This is a genomic window from Pontibacillus marinus BH030004 = DSM 16465, from assembly GCF_000425225.1.
Classification (GTDB): domain Bacteria; phylum Bacillota; class Bacilli; order Bacillales; family BH030062; genus Pontibacillus; species Pontibacillus marinus.
In genome coordinates, this window is the sequence record NZ_AULJ01000019.1 from 66,591 (window position 1) to 81,144 (window position 14,554).

The 14,554-nt window shown below is 39.1% G+C and carries 17 protein-coding genes; 10 read left to right on the forward strand and 7 right to left on the reverse strand.

The genetic code is table 11. The features are described 5' to 3' along the window. The first annotated feature begins 155 nt into the window (after positions 1-155). Positions 156-434, forward strand: a complete 279-nt coding sequence (locus H514_RS0104985; protein ID WP_027445973.1) for a hypothetical protein — start codon at positions 156-158, stop codon at positions 432-434. Positions 435-454: 20 nt separating this feature from the next. Then, positions 455-787 carry a spore coat protein gene (locus H514_RS0104990; RefSeq protein WP_027445974.1) on the forward strand — a complete coding sequence of 111 codons (333 nt, stop codon included), beginning with the start codon at positions 455-457 and terminating at the stop codon, positions 785-787. 240 nt (positions 788-1,027) lie between these two features. Here H514_RS0104990 and copZ read toward each other — a convergent pair whose 3' ends face one another. The 6 genes from copZ to H514_RS0105020 all read right to left on the reverse strand — a co-directional run bounded on the left by copZ (position 1,028) and on the right by H514_RS0105020 (position 7,829). Then, on the reverse strand, positions 1,028-1,234 hold the full coding sequence (gene copZ, locus H514_RS0104995; protein WP_027445975.1) for a copper chaperone CopZ: 207 nt from the start codon (positions 1,232-1,234) through the stop codon (positions 1,028-1,030). A gap of 21 nt (positions 1,235-1,255) precedes the next feature. Further along, positions 1,256-3,640, reverse strand: coding sequence for a heavy metal translocating P-type ATPase (locus H514_RS0105000; protein WP_027445976.1), 2,385 nt, complete (start codon positions 3,638-3,640; stop codon positions 1,256-1,258). Between the two features lie 11 nt (positions 3,641-3,651). Continuing rightward, positions 3,652-3,972, reverse strand: coding sequence for a metal-sensing transcriptional repressor (locus tag H514_RS0105005; RefSeq protein WP_027445977.1), 321 nt, complete (start codon positions 3,970-3,972; stop codon positions 3,652-3,654). 141 nt (positions 3,973-4,113) lie between these two features. Then, on the reverse strand, positions 4,114-4,497 hold the full coding sequence (locus tag H514_RS0105010; protein WP_027445978.1) for a DUF302 domain-containing protein: 384 nt from the start codon (positions 4,495-4,497) through the stop codon (positions 4,114-4,116). A 740-nt stretch (positions 4,498-5,237) separates the two neighbouring features. Then, the gene (gene argH, locus H514_RS0105015) at positions 5,238-6,608 is read right to left on the reverse strand and encodes an argininosuccinate lyase (protein ID WP_027445979.1); all 1,371 of its coding nucleotides are present in this window, start codon (positions 6,606-6,608) and stop codon (positions 5,238-5,240) included. Positions 6,609-6,620: 12 nt separating this feature from the next. Then, a complete protein-coding gene (locus tag H514_RS0105020; RefSeq protein WP_027445980.1) occupies positions 6,621-7,829 on the reverse strand; it encodes an argininosuccinate synthase in 1,209 nt (402 codons plus the stop codon). Between the two features lie 401 nt (positions 7,830-8,230). Between H514_RS0105020 and H514_RS24570 the strand changes: the two genes are divergently transcribed. From H514_RS24570 to crcB (H514_RS0105060), 8 genes are all read left to right on the forward strand, one after another. After that, positions 8,231-8,392 (forward strand): hypothetical protein, encoded by a 162-nt coding sequence (locus H514_RS24570; RefSeq protein WP_154657326.1) that lies wholly within the window; start codon positions 8,231-8,233, stop codon positions 8,390-8,392. A gap of 130 nt (positions 8,393-8,522) precedes the next feature. Next, positions 8,523-10,055, forward strand: a complete 1,533-nt coding sequence (locus H514_RS0105030; protein ID WP_027445981.1) for an MFS transporter — start codon at positions 8,523-8,525, stop codon at positions 10,053-10,055. 146 nt (positions 10,056-10,201) lie between these two features. Then, positions 10,202-11,179 carry a metal ABC transporter solute-binding protein, Zn/Mn family gene (locus tag H514_RS0105035; protein WP_027445982.1) on the forward strand — a complete coding sequence of 326 codons (978 nt, stop codon included), beginning with the start codon at positions 10,202-10,204 and terminating at the stop codon, positions 11,177-11,179. A 21-nt stretch (positions 11,180-11,200) separates the two neighbouring features. Beyond that, positions 11,201-11,956 (forward strand): metal ABC transporter ATP-binding protein, encoded by a 756-nt coding sequence (locus H514_RS0105040; RefSeq protein WP_027445983.1) that lies wholly within the window; start codon positions 11,201-11,203, stop codon positions 11,954-11,956. A gap of 13 nt (positions 11,957-11,969) precedes the next feature. Further along, positions 11,970-12,824: a metal ABC transporter permease gene (locus tag H514_RS0105045; protein ID WP_027445984.1), complete on the forward strand. Its 855-nt coding sequence runs from the start codon at positions 11,970-11,972 to the stop codon at positions 12,822-12,824. Further along, positions 12,821-13,234, forward strand: coding sequence for a Fur family transcriptional regulator (locus H514_RS0105050; protein ID WP_027445985.1), 414 nt, complete (start codon positions 12,821-12,823; stop codon positions 13,232-13,234). Before H514_RS0105045 ends, H514_RS0105050 begins: the two co-directional genes overlap by 4 nt. Positions 13,235-13,299: 65 nt before the next feature. Beyond that, positions 13,300-13,680, forward strand: coding sequence for a fluoride efflux transporter CrcB (gene crcB, locus H514_RS0105055; protein ID WP_027445986.1), 381 nt, complete (start codon positions 13,300-13,302; stop codon positions 13,678-13,680). Further along, positions 13,677-14,039: a fluoride efflux transporter CrcB gene (gene crcB / locus H514_RS0105060; protein WP_027445987.1), complete on the forward strand. Its 363-nt coding sequence runs from the start codon at positions 13,677-13,679 to the stop codon at positions 14,037-14,039. The genes crcB (H514_RS0105055) and crcB (H514_RS0105060) overlap by 4 nt, the downstream gene beginning before the upstream one ends. 43 nt (positions 14,040-14,082) lie before the next feature. Here the strand turns inward: crcB (H514_RS0105060) and H514_RS22520 are convergent, their stop codons facing one another. After that, a complete protein-coding gene (locus tag H514_RS22520) occupies positions 14,083-14,352 on the reverse strand; it encodes a glutaredoxin family protein (RefSeq protein WP_051255035.1) in 270 nt (89 codons plus the stop codon). Positions 14,353-14,554: the final 202 nt, after the last annotated feature.

Genomic DNA, 14,554 nt, shown 5'->3' on the forward strand with positions numbered 1-14,554 from the left:
GTGTATAAAATTCTTACTATTTTAGTTACGTATAATTTTGACAAAAGAGTCTGAAAAATTAAAGTGATAAGACTTAAGTCTCAAAAAGCATAGTACGAATCAAATTGAGGCAATCTAACACAGAATACACGACTTATGTAAGGAGGGTACCTCAAATGCAACAGAATCAAACTACAGGACAACAGAATCAAATGAACATTATGCCTCAACCACCTACTATGGTTAGCACAAAAGACCAGCTTTACCTTACAGATATGCTTAGCTGGAACCTACTTGCAGCTAAAAAAGCACATTTCTACGCTGGTTTTTGTCAGAATCAAGAGCTGAAATCTTCTCTTGAGCAAGCAGGTCAAATGCACCAACGTCATTACGAAAAAATCTTACAGCACTTAAATCAAAATGCTCAGCCACAACAACAACCACCATTAAATTAAGGTTAGGAGGTCAATATCATATGAACAACCAACAGAGTAAAAAGGTACAAAATCCTGAAACAGCAGTACCAAAAAATGAGCAAATGAATGAACGTGATTTCGTGAATGACATGCTCGCTACAGAAAAGTACATGACGGATGCATATAGCACAGCAATGAATGAAGCCAGCTGTCAGAATCTATATCAGGATATTTCATCTATCTTTAATGAAACCCAAGATACTCAACGTAATTTGTACAACCTTATGTTCAAAAATGGTTGGTATAGCGTTGAAGCTGCAGATCAGCAAAAAATGCAACAATCTTATCAGCAGTTCTCTGGGTACACGAACCAGTTGCCTTATATGAATTAGATTACTGGTGGAAGGCATGTTCAAATAATTTTATGCGATACGGGCGATCTGATGACAAATTCAGGCGGCCCAACACCATAATCAGGCGGTCTTATGCAAAATTCAAGCGGTCCCTAGCTATATTCAGGCGATCTTATAACAGATTCAGGCGATACGAGGCACAATCAGGCGATCGCTCAATTTAAGATTTCCACACCTAAAAAAACGTCATTCCGATCAATTCGGAATGACGTTTTCGATTTAAGCTACAACGTCGTAGCCTTGTTCTTCTATTGCTGATTTCATTTGTTCTTTTGATACATAAACATCATCGTATGTTACGTCTACGCGGTTTGAATCAAGATGAACCTCTACACCTTGAACACCTTCTAATTCTTCTAAAGCACCTTTTACTGCTTTTTCGCAATGACCACAAGTCATTCCTCGTACATCTAATGTAATCTGCATCGTAACATCCTTTCCTCTATTTTATATTTTAACTCGCTTCAATCGAAGTGAGTTAGAAACAACACTAACAGAACTAAACGCCATAGCTGCTCCTGCAATCCATGGAGCTAGTAATCCTATGGCCGCTACTGGGATACCAGCTGTGTTATAAGCAAGCGCCCAGAATAAATTTTGACGAATATTCTGCATCGTCTTCTGACTTAGCCGAATCGCTTTAGGAATTAATGTTAATTCTCCACCTAATATGGTTACGTCAGCAGCTTCAATCGCTACGTCTGTTCCCGTTCCGATTGCAATTCCAATATCCGCTGTTGCCAATGCAGGCGCATCATTGATTCCATCGCCTACCATAGCAACTTTTTTGTCTTGTTGCTGAAGTTCTTTAACGCGTTCAGCTTTTTCCTCTGGGACGACTTGAGCAATTACTCGGTCAATCCCTACTTGCTTGGCAATGGCTTGAGCTGTGCGTTCGTTATCTCCAGTCAGCATTACAAGTTCGATTCCTTGTTCCTTCAAGTGAGTAAGAGCTTCTTTAGCAGAAGGTTTGATGGTATCAGCTACAGCAATTACACCCTCAGCTTTACCATCCACAGCAATAAGCATTGCGGTTTTACCTTCTTCCTCCCAAGACTGCATATAGGAATCATAGTTTGTATATTCCACGTTTTCATTTTGAAATAACGTGCGTGTACCAATTAATACATTTTTCTCATTCACCGTGGCTTTAATACCATGACCTGGTATCGCCTCGAACGATTCTACTTCGCTTACATCAAGTGATTTAGATTCAGCATGTTGAACAATGGATTGAGCTAATGGATGTTCAGACCCTTTTTCAGCACTTGCTACTAGAGAAAGCACCTCCTCAGAGCCTTCAAAGTTCGTTACTTCTGGCTCGCCCTTAGTTATTGTTCCGGTTTTATCAAAAACGATCGTATCGATTTTGTGAGTGGACTCTAGATGCTCGCCACCTTTGAATAGAATTCCTTGCTCAGCAGCTTTACCCGTTCCAACCATAATGGATGTTGGTGTTGCCAGTCCTAAAGCACAAGGACAGGCAATTACGAGTACAGCAATTGCAGCTTCTAATGATAATGGCAGATCACCAGGTGCCACAATTGTGACCCACACGATAAAGGTTAATACAGCGATACCGACTACAATTGGAACAAAATATCCAGATATCACATCGGCCATACGCTGAATAGGCGCTTTGGAACCTTGAGCTTCTTCCACAACTTTTATGATACCGGCTAAAGCTGTATCCTTTCCCACTTTTGTTGCTCGCATGTGAATAGTTCCATTTTTGTTAATGGTAGAACCAATAACTTTATCTCCGTTAGCCTTTTCTACAGGAATAGACTCCCCTGTAATCATGGATTCATCAATTGAAGTTGTGCCTTTAATGACTTCACCGTCTACAGGAATCTTTTCACCGGGGCGTACAAGAATCGTATCTCCTACAACAACCTGTTCTACAGGCACTTTTTGTTCTTCACCATCACGTAGAACAGATGCTTCTTTAGCTTGTAGATTTAACAAGGATGAAATTGCCTGCGTTGTTCGACCTTTTGCAATGGATTCAAAGTATTTACCTAATAGAATTAACGTGATTAGGATTGCACTTGTTTCAAAGTATAAATGAGGTTCTTTACTCGGATTCCCAATCGTTTGAATGGCTTCAGCTAAACTATAGAAATATGCAGCACTTGTACCTAGTGCAACGAGTACATCCATGTTTGCTGTTTTATTCTTAAGGTTTTTATAAGCTCCCTCATAAAATTGCCAACCGATGACAAATTGAACAGGAGTTGCAAGGATAAATTGAACCCATGGATTCATGATTAAGTCTGGTACCGGTAGACCGAATAAGTGCTCAAACATGGTGTAAAGCAACGGAAGAGATAAAATAGCAGAAACAATTAGCTTAATTCGTTTCTTCTTAAGTTCTTCCTCTTTTTGAGAGGATTTCTCTTCTCTAGCCGCTCGCTCCTCAGCATCATAGCCAAGTTTTTGAATACGAGCGATAATATTATCTAATGACACAAGCCCTGGGGTATATTCTACAAGGGCTGTTTCATTTGCTAGGTTCACGCTCGCCTCTTGAATACCGTCCATTTTATTGAGGACTTTTTCAATACGGGAGGAGCATGCAGCACATGTCATACCATATACGTCCAACTCTAATTTCTCGGTTTGAACCCCATATCCTAGCTTTTCTATACGTGCTGAGATATCCTCAGGTGTTACTTGTTCCGCATCATAGTCAATTGAAGCCTTCTCCATTGCAAGGTTGACCTTCGCATCCACCCCGTCCATTTTGTTTAAAACCTTTTCAATTCGAGTGGAACAGGCAGCACATGTCATACCGGTGACTCCGATATTCATATGTTTTTCTTCACTCATGCTCCCACCTCCTATTTCGAGAATTGTTGCATGACTTTCATTAATTCATCTATGGCTTCTTCACCTTCACCCTTTTGGATAGCATCTGAAACACAATGGTGCGTGTGTCTTTCCATAAGAGAGAAACCCGCTTTTTTGAGCGCATTGTTAATCGCTGATATTTGAACAAGAATATCTACGCAGTATCGATCTTCTTCAATCATCTTTTGTATTCCTCGGACTTGACCTTCTATTCGCTTCAGACGATTCAAAACAAGTTGTTTTTCATCATCTGTTCTTGGTGTTACTGGTTGTTTTCCGCTATCTTCAGGTAATTCTTCATGATTGTTCATGAAACCACCACCTTTTAAAGTTCTTTATTTTACTATACCCCCGTTATGTATAATTAGTCAACCAATAAAAATTCTTTATTTGGTAAGGTGATTTTACGATAAAATTTAAAATACCCCCTGGATGTCCAGGAGGTACTCTCATTATTTTGCTTCATCAATACAAGCTACCATTCTGTCTTCGATATCTTTTGCGATGTCATTTAATTCAGGGTCTTCTACAAATTCAATTAATTTAGTAGGTTTTGGCATACCGATTTTGTTCTGATTGCCTTCTTCGTAAACAACGATTTTACAAGGGAGGAAGTAACTCACAAGTGGATTTTTCGATAGAACCTTTTTTGCTTCTCCAGGATTACATACTTCTAAAATTCGGTACGTATTATCAAAATCGAACCCTTTATTGTTCAGTGTTTCTTTCACATTGAAGTCCCATAACACACCAAACTTTTCCTTCTTCAGCTCATCTTCAAGCGATTGTACTGCTTCATCCAATGACTTTTGCGTTTCTACAGTATAGTGAAACATCTATTTACCCCTCCAATCTTTTTCTTCATTATTCATTTTACCCGTAAAGGTATATATAAAACGAATTATTTGATTAAGGAGTTACTTTCAGAAAAGCCCCCTTATGTGGAAGACTTGCTTTCGAGATAAAGTGCGTATGGTTCCGTTGCTTTAGTGGAGTGCGGTGGGCTGGGAAACGGGCTGCTTTCCCCGGACGAACGATCGAGCCTCCTCGTTCGCAAGCTCTCTGCGGGGTCTCGCTCGCCCGTTTTTCCGGAGGAGTCAGCCCGTTTCCCAGCCCACCTTAGCCGAATGGTGACTAACGCAACCGCCGTAGTTCTGGGAGAGAGTGTTCTGATTCCAGGTTAATCCTATCATGACAAGGGTCTGAGCAACTTCTCTTACTATGATTTCCAATCAATATGAGGTGGGGAAAGCCAAATTATGGTCCGTTAGTTTCCATAATCGCGTGGAGGGAAGGAAACGGCAAACTGTCGTGGTAACAAAGGCAAGACGAGACCCCGCAGGCACGAGGAGGCTCGGCTATACTATGGAGGTTCTACTAAAACCGCCACATCATGTGGCAACGTAGAACTACCCCACGTCGTGTGGGGCAACAACAGGCTTGCCGTTTCACTGACCGCAACAAACTACTCAACAGCAACGGACTCCTCTCAATTTCAAGTTCTCAACAATCCTTCCATTAAATTGCACAAAAAAGAGTCATATCCCCCTAAAACAAGGGGGACATGACACGTTTTTTAAAGAAAGGTTTTTGCATATTCAATTTGTTTCTGAACTTGTGATGTGGATGTTCCTCCATAACTATTCCGTGCGTTCATGACTGATATTGGTTGAAGAACATCATATATATCCTCTTTAAACAACGGACTAAATCGCTGATATTCTGCTATGGTTAGATCCAAAAGATATTTATTTTGCTCAATACCATACAAAACGATTTTCCCTATAATTTCATGAGCCTCTCGAAACGTAGCTCCCTGGTTCACTAGATAGTCAGCTATGTCCGTTGCATTTGAATAATCATGTTGGACTGAGGATTTCATATTCTCATGCTTAACAACCATGGATTCAATCATAGGAGCAAGTATACGTAATGTGCCATCAAGCGTTTTTACTGTATCAATCATTCCCTCTTTGTCTTCTTGCATATCTTTATTATAAGCAAGTGGTAGACCTTTAAGGACTGTGAGTAAACTAAATAAATTCCCATAAACCCTTCCTGTTTTAGCACGTAATAACTCCGGTACATCAGGATTTTTCTTTTGAGGCATGATACTAGAGCCTGTACAGAAAGAATCATCTAATTCAATATACTGAAACTCCTGGCTACTCCATATGACCATCTCTTCTGATAATCGGGAAATGTGGACCATTAATGTAGAAGCAATCGATAAAAATTCCAGGATAAAATCTCGGTCACTAACCGCATCCATACTATTTGGGTACACTTCATCAAAATGTAATAATTCAGCAGTACGCGAACGATCAATAGAAAACGTGGTACCAGCTAGGGCACCTGCCCCTAGGGGAGACATACTTATACGCTTCAGGCTATCTTGGAACCGACTTTTATCCCTTTCTAACATCCAAAAATAAGCCATTAGATGATGTCCAAAAGAAACAGGTTGTGCACGCTGAAGATGGGTATACCCTGGTAGGATCGTTTCTACATTCTCTTCTGATTGTTTCAGAATCACCTTTTGCACTTCTTCAATTAAATGAATAAATCCTTTCGTTTTTCGAAGTAAATACAAATGCATATCGGTTGCGATCTGATCATTACGACTTCTCCCTGTATGAAGTTTTCCCCCTACAGGTCCAATTTCTTCTATCAAAGCTCTCTCAATATTCATATGAATATCTTCATCTGCAACTATATATTCAAAAGTACCATTTTGGATTCGATCTAGTATCAGTAAAAGACCATTCTTGATTTGATTCATTTCTTCTTCAGTAATAATTCCATTCTCTTGCAGCATGGTTACATGTGCAATACTTCCCTCTATATCCTCTTCAGCAAATTCTTGATCAAATTGAATAGAAGCTGTAAATTCCTCAACCAATTCATTCGTTTGTTTTTGAAAGCGTCCGCCCCAGAGCTTAGACATACAATCCCCCTCTTATGAATGCGTTCCGTTTTTATGAACTTGAGAAAATACTTTCGTAGGAAGACCCCAAAGCTTAATAAATCCTTCAGCTGCTTCATGATCAAACATATCTCCCTGCAAATAAGTGGCAAGTTCTTCATTATATAGAGAATTTGCTGATTCACGACCTACTACGTCATGATGGCCTTTATGAAGCTTCAAACGAATCGTACCCGATACGACCTTTTGCGTTTCATCCACAAATGCCTCTAAAGCATTCTTTAATGGGGAAAACCATAAACCATCATAGATTAATTTAGTCATCTGTTGGTCAATTGATGTCTTAAATTGGCTTACTTCTCTTGTAAGGGTTAAAAACTCAAGCTCTTTATGAGCATTAATTAAGATTAGAGCTGCAGGGTTTTCATACACTTCTCTAGATTTAATACCCACTAAACGGTTTTCTACATGATCTATTCTTCCAACACCATGTTTCCCACCTATATCGTTTAACTCTTCAATTAGAGAGACAAGATCCATTTTAACTCCATTTAGAGCAACAGGACGTCCTTGATCAAATTCAACTGTTAAGTATTCTGGTTCATCAGGTGTAGATACAAGTGGATTCGTCCAATCAAAAGCTTCTTCTGGAGCTTCCACTGATGTATCTTCCAATACACCTGCTTCGCATGCACGCCCCCAAATGTTGGCATCAATTGAGAAAGGATTCTCTTTATTCACTGGGACGTCTATCCCTTTTTCTTGTGCATAGTTTAATTGTTCATCTCTGGTCATTCCCCACTCTCTTACAGGAGCAACCACTTTCAAATCAGGATTTAAAGCCTGAATCGATAACTCAAAACGTACTTGATCATTCCCTTTTCCTGTACATCCATGGGCAACAGCTACAGCTCCCTCTTTCTCTGCTATATCTACTAATAACTTAGAAATCAGAGGACGGGAAAGTGCGGATGATAATGGATACTTTCCTTCATATAAAGCATTCGCTTTTAAGGATGGAAGTAAATACTGTTCAGCTAACTCTTCCTTCCCATTAATGACATAGGCTTTGGATGCTCCAACGTTTAGAGCTTTTTCCTTTATAGTATCCAAATCTTTTCCCTCTCCTACATCTAAGCCAAGAGCAATGACTTCGTACCCATATTTCTCTTGAATCCATTTAATCGAAATGGAGGTATCCAGCCCTCCAGAATACGCTAATACAATCTTCCCGTTACTCATTTTTTCCACTCCCCTTTATAATTTATCACTTCGTTATTTCGTATCATTATACACAATTAAGAATTTATATACAATACATGAATTTTCATTACTTACTAACGTATTATTATCGCTTGTTTCATACTATGCAATATAGATCTCTTGCATACTCATTCATATTCGTGTTCAGAAGAAAATGAGTAAATCTACTTTTAAACGGGTAATTTAACTGTAGGTAAGCTATAAAAAATAAAATAGTTGAATATACGCTATTAGGTATTTTATGATGAATCATAAGGAGTGATCTTATGTATATCACAGATGAAGCTAGCCAGGAGCTTCAGCTTATATTAGATGATAACGATGCAGAAGGAATTCGACTGTTCTTTGCTGGCATTGGCTGAGGAGGTCCACAATTAGGAGTGGCTCTGGATGAGCCGCATAAAGATGATACTGTAGAAACAGTCAATGGTATTCAAGTAGCGATTGCTGATCAAGTTCGCCATTTAGTCGAAACCGTGACACTCGAAAAACGCTCGAGAGGTTTTGTTCTAACAGGCGTACCTACAAATGACGATTGTTAAATAAAGCCCGAAATGCAAGCCTTCTGTATTTCGGGCTTTTCATATAGAATTGACCTTCTTCTAGATAATTGCTACTATTTCATTAGCTTACTAAACGTTTTCATTTCTTTTACATAGAAGGAGGAACCCCATGCAACGGGAATTGAAAGGAGCGCTTTTTGTCTTTGCCATAGGCGTCTTTATGGCTGCACTGGATAACGGTATTATTACCGCTTCTTTAACGACCTTAATATATGCATTTGATGTTAGTGCAACTTGGGGATCGTGGACCATTACATTATATACACTGGGACTGGCTATTTCAGTTCCTATCGTTGGAAAACTCTCGGATCAGTTCGGCCGGAAAAGATTGTTTGTTATTGAAATCGCCTTATTCGGACTAGGTTCACTCCTCGTTGCACTGAGCGTGAACTTTCCTATGTTTCTTACCGCCCGCTTCATACAGTCCTTAGGCGGCGGGGGTATATTCATCATTGCAAGTTCATTTATTTTGAATACATTCCCTAAAGAAAAACAAGGAAGGGCTCTTGGTGTCATTGGTGGAATGAACGGTATTGCAGCTGTGTTGGGGCCAAATGTAGGTGCACTAATCCTTCAACTAACCGGAAGCTGGCACTGGTTATTTCTTATTAATATACCAATCGCTGTTCTACTTCTCCTATTTGGCGTTAAATACATAAATGAAGAACAAGAACTCCATCATGAAAAAATGGACTGGGCAGGGATCTTCCTATTAACTTCAGCTATCTTATCACTAATGATTAGTCTAACGATGCTAGAGGGATCAAATATCATAACGAGCCTTTTACAGCCACGTTTCTTTATCTTCGCTGTATTAGCCATTGTTTTAATTGCAACTCTAATTCGAGTGGAGAAACGCATAGCTCGCATAAGAGAGCCTCTCCTTCCAATAAGATTATTTCAGACTTCTTCCTTTCTTTGGACTCTGGTACTCGCTTCCTTCTCTGGTATGATTCTGGCCTCTGTCATTTTCATCCCTGGTTTTTTAGAGCAGTACTTACAAATTCCAAGAGAGCAAGCAGGTTACTGGTTCACTCCACTCGCTATTGCTTCAGGAGTTGGAGCTGGTGGTGGTGGAACCCTTGTCGATAAAAAAGGCCCTATCACAACCCTATTAACAGCATCGATCATCGCTTTTATCGGCTTTTTCCTATTCCCATTATGGGTAGAAACTATATGGCAGATGATCATTGCCAGTATCTTTGTAGGACTCGGATTTGGTATGATGCTAGGTGCTCCTATTAATGTATTAGCTACAGAAAAAACGGATGAACGTAAAGGAGTTGCGCTTGGTACAACGTCCCTTTTCCGACAACTAGGCATGACCCTTGCGCCCACACTATATGCAGGTTTTATTGCTAGAACGTTTTCTAACCTTGACCAACGCACTGAAGCCAATCTAAAAGAAAAAAATCTACCTCCTGAGGGTGTCTCTGGATATGTGGATGATAGCGCGCAGATCTCTGAGTTCCAAACTATCCAATCAAACTTCCAATCTGTATCGGATGATCAAGTTCGTGATGTTCTTCTCGAAACGCTTCAAACCGTTGTGGGACAAGGTTACAATGGATTATTTTACAGTGCTATGACGATTAGTGCTTTGATGTTTATTGGCGCATTATATGTAAAAAAACTACGATAGTAATCCTTGATCGAAACACAGGTCACAATGATTTGTGTTTCTTTTTTTGGCTTTATTTATAAATCGGAATCATTCTTATTTACAAATCGGAATCATTCCGATAAAATAACATAGGCATGAAAGGTAGAGAAAAGAGGAGATTATGTATGAAAAAGATTATGGCAATAATGCTGATGATGATCGTAACGGTAATGAGTGCATGTTCAACGCAAGAAAGCTCATCTGAAACTGGACTTACAATATATACATCCATTTATCCCATTCAATATTTCACAGAACGAATCGGTGGTGAACACGTTAACGCGAACTCCATATACCCACCTGGCGTAGATGCTCACACTTATGAACCTACAGCTAAAACGATGGCCGAAATTGCGACAAGTGATGCATTTATCTATTTAGGAGCAGGATTAGAAGGTTTTGCAGAATCAGCTGCAAATGCATTAGCTGAAGAAAAGGTTCAATTAATGGAGCTTGGAGCACATGAAGAACTTTTTACGAAGGTTGAAGTTGATAACCATGGCGAACATGGAGAACATGAAGAGCATGAAGAGAATCATGATGAAGAGCATAAAGGAGACCATGATCACAACCATAGTGGAAAGGATCCACATGTATGGCTAGACCCACTTCGCTCTCAAATGATGGCTAAATACATCAAGCAAGAGCTTGTGAAATTAGCACCAGAGCATAAAGAACAATTTAATGAGAACTATGAAAAGCTTGTAAATGACTTAGAATCTCTACACGAACAATTTAAATCCGTAACCCAACAAGCCGATCAAAACAAACTACTTGTTTCTCATGCAGCATACGGATATTGGGAGCAGCGTTATGGAATTGAACAAATTTCAGTTAACGGGATCTCCCCCAACAGTGAACCGTCCCAAAAAGACGTAAAACAATTAATTGAGAAGACCAAAAAAGAAAACTTGAGTTATATGATCTTTGAACAAAACGTATCCAATCAAGTAGCATCCATGATCCAGAGGGAAATTGGAGCTAAAGCCTTAACGATTCATAATCTTTCCGTTCGTACTGAACAAGATATAAAAGAAGAACAAGATTATTTATCATTAATGAAGCACAACTTAAATGTCTTAGAAAAAGCATTAAACGATTAAAAGGAGAAAGGAGGTCCCCCCATGACTTCACCGATCCTGAACATTAAGAATCTCAGCTACGCCTACGAAGACAGAGAAGTTCTAGAAGATATCCATTTCACGATTCAACCTGGTCGTTTTGTAGGGTTAGTGGGCCCAAATGGATCTGGTAAAACTACGCTCATTAAGCTTATATTAGGCTTAATCAAACATAAGCGAGGAGACATTGAACTTTTCGGAACGCCTATTGAAAAGTTCAAAGATTGGGATCGAATCGGCTTTGTTTCTCAAAAAGCAAATAGTTTTAATACCGGATTCCCTGCTACCGTGTTTGAAGTTGTATCTATGGGCCTCACATCTAAAGTAGGGTATCTACACTTCTTTCGTAAGAAGCATAAGGAAAAAATTAAAGAAGCAATTGATCTTGTTGGAATGAGTGAATACATGCATAAAAATGTTGGAGACCTTTCTGGAGGTCAGCAACAACGTGTATTCATTGCTCGTGCTCTAGTAAGCGAGCCTGACTTTCTCATACTAGATGAACCAACTGTGGGTGTTGATGCTGAGAACGTTGAGCGCTTTTACAACATGCTTGCAGATTTAAATCGTAATAAAGGCATTACACTCCTATTTGTCACCCATGACATTGGTACGATGACTTCTTATGCTACAGATATTGCGTGCTTGAATAAGCACATTCATTTTCATGGGGACCCTTCTTCATTTGAACAAATGAATGAAAAAGATCTCTCAAATATTTACGGACATCCTGTTCAGGTTGTCACACATGATCACTAATGGAGGTTAGACGATGTTAGAAAGCTTTATACAACTACCATTTTTGCGAAATGCATTTCTTACAGGCATCTTAGTCGGCTTTATCGCACCTCTATTAGGTACGTTCATTGTCGTTAGAAGATTATCCTTGATTGCTGATGCTTTATCCCACGTTACACTCTCAGGCATTGCGTTTGGACTTATGTTAGATAAAAAGCTAGGCGGAGTAGCCATTACACCATTTTATACAGGGATTGGTTTCTCTGTTTTAGGGTCTATATTCATCGAACAATTACGACGAGTCTATAAATCCTACCAAGAGCTTGCTATTCCAATTATTTTATCAGCAGGTGTCGGCTTGAGCGTTATATTCATTTCCATCGCAAATGGGTTTAATCAGAACTTATTTAATTATTTATTCGGATCTGTTGTAGCCGTAAGTTCCACAGATCTATGGACCATTTTATTCATTGCTATTGCGGTTACAATATTGATTGTAATATTTTATAAAGAATTATTTATGTTATCATTTGATGAAGAACATGCTGTCGTTTCAGGAATACACGCTCGCCGTATTCATTTCTTATTTATTGTGTTAACCGCTCTCGTTATAGCCGCCTCTATTCGAATTGTGGGTGTCTTACTCGTATCAGCTCTTATGACCCTTCCAGTAGCTGCTAGTATTAGAATCGCTAAAGGGTTTAAGCAAACCATCATGTACTCCATTCTATTTGGCGAAGCTTCTGTATTGATTGGACAGATTGCCGGCTATTATTTTGAAATCCCACCAGGTGGTACCATTGTTTTAACTGCTGTTTTGATTTTAATAGGTACAATAGGATTTAAACGATTAAAAAAACGTTCTTCCTACAAGAAGGTGATGTCATGAATGTAGATCGTGCACTTCAACAATTAAAAGAACAAGGCCATAAGTACACAGATAAACGCGAGGACATGCTTCGTTATTTTGATCAAGAAAATAGTTATCGAACTGCTCGTGACTTACTTGAGAATATGCGAGAAAACTATACAAACATTAGTTTTGATACGATTTATCGAAACTTGCATTTATTTGTGGAACTAAACATTTTAGAAGTGACGGAGCTCGAAGGTGAAAAACACTTCCGAATTAAATGTGATAGTCACCACCATCACCATTTTATCTGTCTTGATTGTGGACAAACAAAAGAGATTCACACTTGTCCAATGAGCTCTGTTAAACAAGAACTTCAAGACTTCGCAATTGAAGATCATAAATTTGAAATTTACGGTAAATGCCCAACGTGTCAAACCGCTTAAAAATGCTTGGATCCCCCAAGCATTTTTTCACGTTTAAGATAGTACTTAAAGGAGCGACGAAAAGGATGCACATTTACATAGCCATTTTCCTTGGAGGTTGCCTTGGTGCAATCGGGAGATACTCAATCTCATTATGGATTGAAAACCTTCATCCATTTCCTTTTGAAACATTAGTAGTTAACTTAATGGGTTGTTTTCTGCTGACCTACTTAATGACGCAACCCGTTTTTACTTCGAAACTCTCTCGTCCTGTTCAAGTAGGTCTTGGTACAGGTGTAATCGGCTCGTTTACGACTTTTTCTACTTTTTCAACTGAAACAATCAATTTATGGATGGACCATGAACCACTATTAGCCTTCTTCTATGTACTATTTAGCATTGTTGGTGGACTTTTATTAAGTTGGACAGGCTATAAGGTAGGACAAAAGGGAGGACACTCCACATGAACTTTCTTATCGTCGCCTTAGGCGGTGGACTAGGGGCTATCACTCGATCGATAGTAAGTAATAGATGGAATACGGGGAGACTCCACTTTCCTAAAGGGACATGGATTGCCAATATATCAGGGTCGCTATTACTCGCTCTAATCATTGCTTTTCATATAAATGAAAGGATATCTGAAGGAATGTGGCTTTTTGCTGGTGTCGGCTTCTGTGGTGCTTATACTACTTTTTCAACCTTTGGTAAGGAAACAGTTCATCTGATAATTGAGGGACATGTTAAAAAGGCGTTACTCTATGTTCTATCATCTTTACTATTTAGCCTTACTACCGTAGTAATCGTTTTTCTACTATTCTTGACGTAAAAAACCTCCACGAGGATTCTTCCTCACTGGAGGTTTTTTCTGATTAATGTAAAAGACGGTTGATATTCCCTTTGTTAGCACTATAGCCTGAGAATGTATTACGTTTTTTCTTACCAAATAAATTTTTTGTTTCGACTACAATGCCAGGTGTAATCTCGTTTCCAGTATCATGTTTAAGCTGGTTTCTTCGTTCATTTGATTCTGTCACATCCACTTCATTGTAGGGAACTTCACCTTCAGACAAAAATCTCTTCAATGCTTGTGAATCCTCGCATGTTGGGTGCGTATAAATTTGGATAAGCTTTTGTGGCATACCGTTCGCCTCCTCTTTTTTTATTAGAATATGTTGGTGCAGGTTGACCAATGAAACTTGATTACGCGCAAGTTTCGACAATTTACTACTATTTTCCCTAAAAGTCACAATTTCCATACATCTGAACTTCAATACTATTGATCAATAATTCATACGATTGTTAGAGAGGGTTTACCATCATTTACCTCATATAAAACCTAGT

Coding starts and splice junctions, on each gene's coding strand:
- H514_RS0105040 (WP_027445983.1), top strand. CDS start 11,201: ATGACTTCACCGATCCTGAACATTAAGAATCTCAGCTACGCCTACGAA.
- H514_RS0105030 (WP_027445981.1), top strand. CDS start 8,523: ATGCAACGGGAATTGAAAGGAGCGCTTTTTGTCTTTGCCATAGGCGTC.
- H514_RS0105000 (WP_027445976.1), bottom strand. CDS start 3,640: ATGAGTGAAGAAAAACATATGAATATCGGAGTCACCGGTATGACATGT.
- H514_RS0105005 (WP_027445977.1), bottom strand. CDS start 3,972: ATGAACAATCATGAAGAATTACCTGAAGATAGCGGAAAACAACCAGTA.
- H514_RS22520 (WP_051255035.1), bottom strand. CDS start 14,352: ATGCCACAAAAGCTTATCCAAATTTATACGCACCCAACATGCGAGGAT.
- H514_RS0105045 (WP_027445984.1), top strand. CDS start 11,970: ATGTTAGAAAGCTTTATACAACTACCATTTTTGCGAAATGCATTTCTT.
- H514_RS0105010 (WP_027445978.1), bottom strand. CDS start 4,497: ATGTTTCACTATACTGTAGAAACGCAAAAGTCATTGGATGAAGCAGTA.
- H514_RS0104985 (WP_027445973.1), top strand. CDS start 156: ATGCAACAGAATCAAACTACAGGACAACAGAATCAAATGAACATTATG.
- H514_RS0105020 (WP_027445980.1), bottom strand. CDS start 7,829: ATGAGTAACGGGAAGATTGTATTAGCGTATTCTGGAGGGCTGGATACC.
- crcB (WP_027445986.1), top strand. CDS start 13,300: ATGCACATTTACATAGCCATTTTCCTTGGAGGTTGCCTTGGTGCAATC.
- copZ (WP_027445975.1), bottom strand. CDS start 1,234: ATGCAGATTACATTAGATGTACGAGGAATGACTTGTGGTCATTGCGAA.
- H514_RS0105035 (WP_027445982.1), top strand. CDS start 10,202: ATGAAAAAGATTATGGCAATAATGCTGATGATGATCGTAACGGTAATG.
- argH (WP_027445979.1), bottom strand. CDS start 6,608: ATGTCTAAGCTCTGGGGCGGACGCTTTCAAAAACAAACGAATGAATTG.
- H514_RS0105050 (WP_027445985.1), top strand. CDS start 12,821: ATGAATGTAGATCGTGCACTTCAACAATTAAAAGAACAAGGCCATAAG.
- H514_RS0104990 (WP_027445974.1), top strand. CDS start 455: ATGAACAACCAACAGAGTAAAAAGGTACAAAATCCTGAAACAGCAGTA.
- crcB (WP_027445987.1), top strand. CDS start 13,677: ATGAACTTTCTTATCGTCGCCTTAGGCGGTGGACTAGGGGCTATCACT.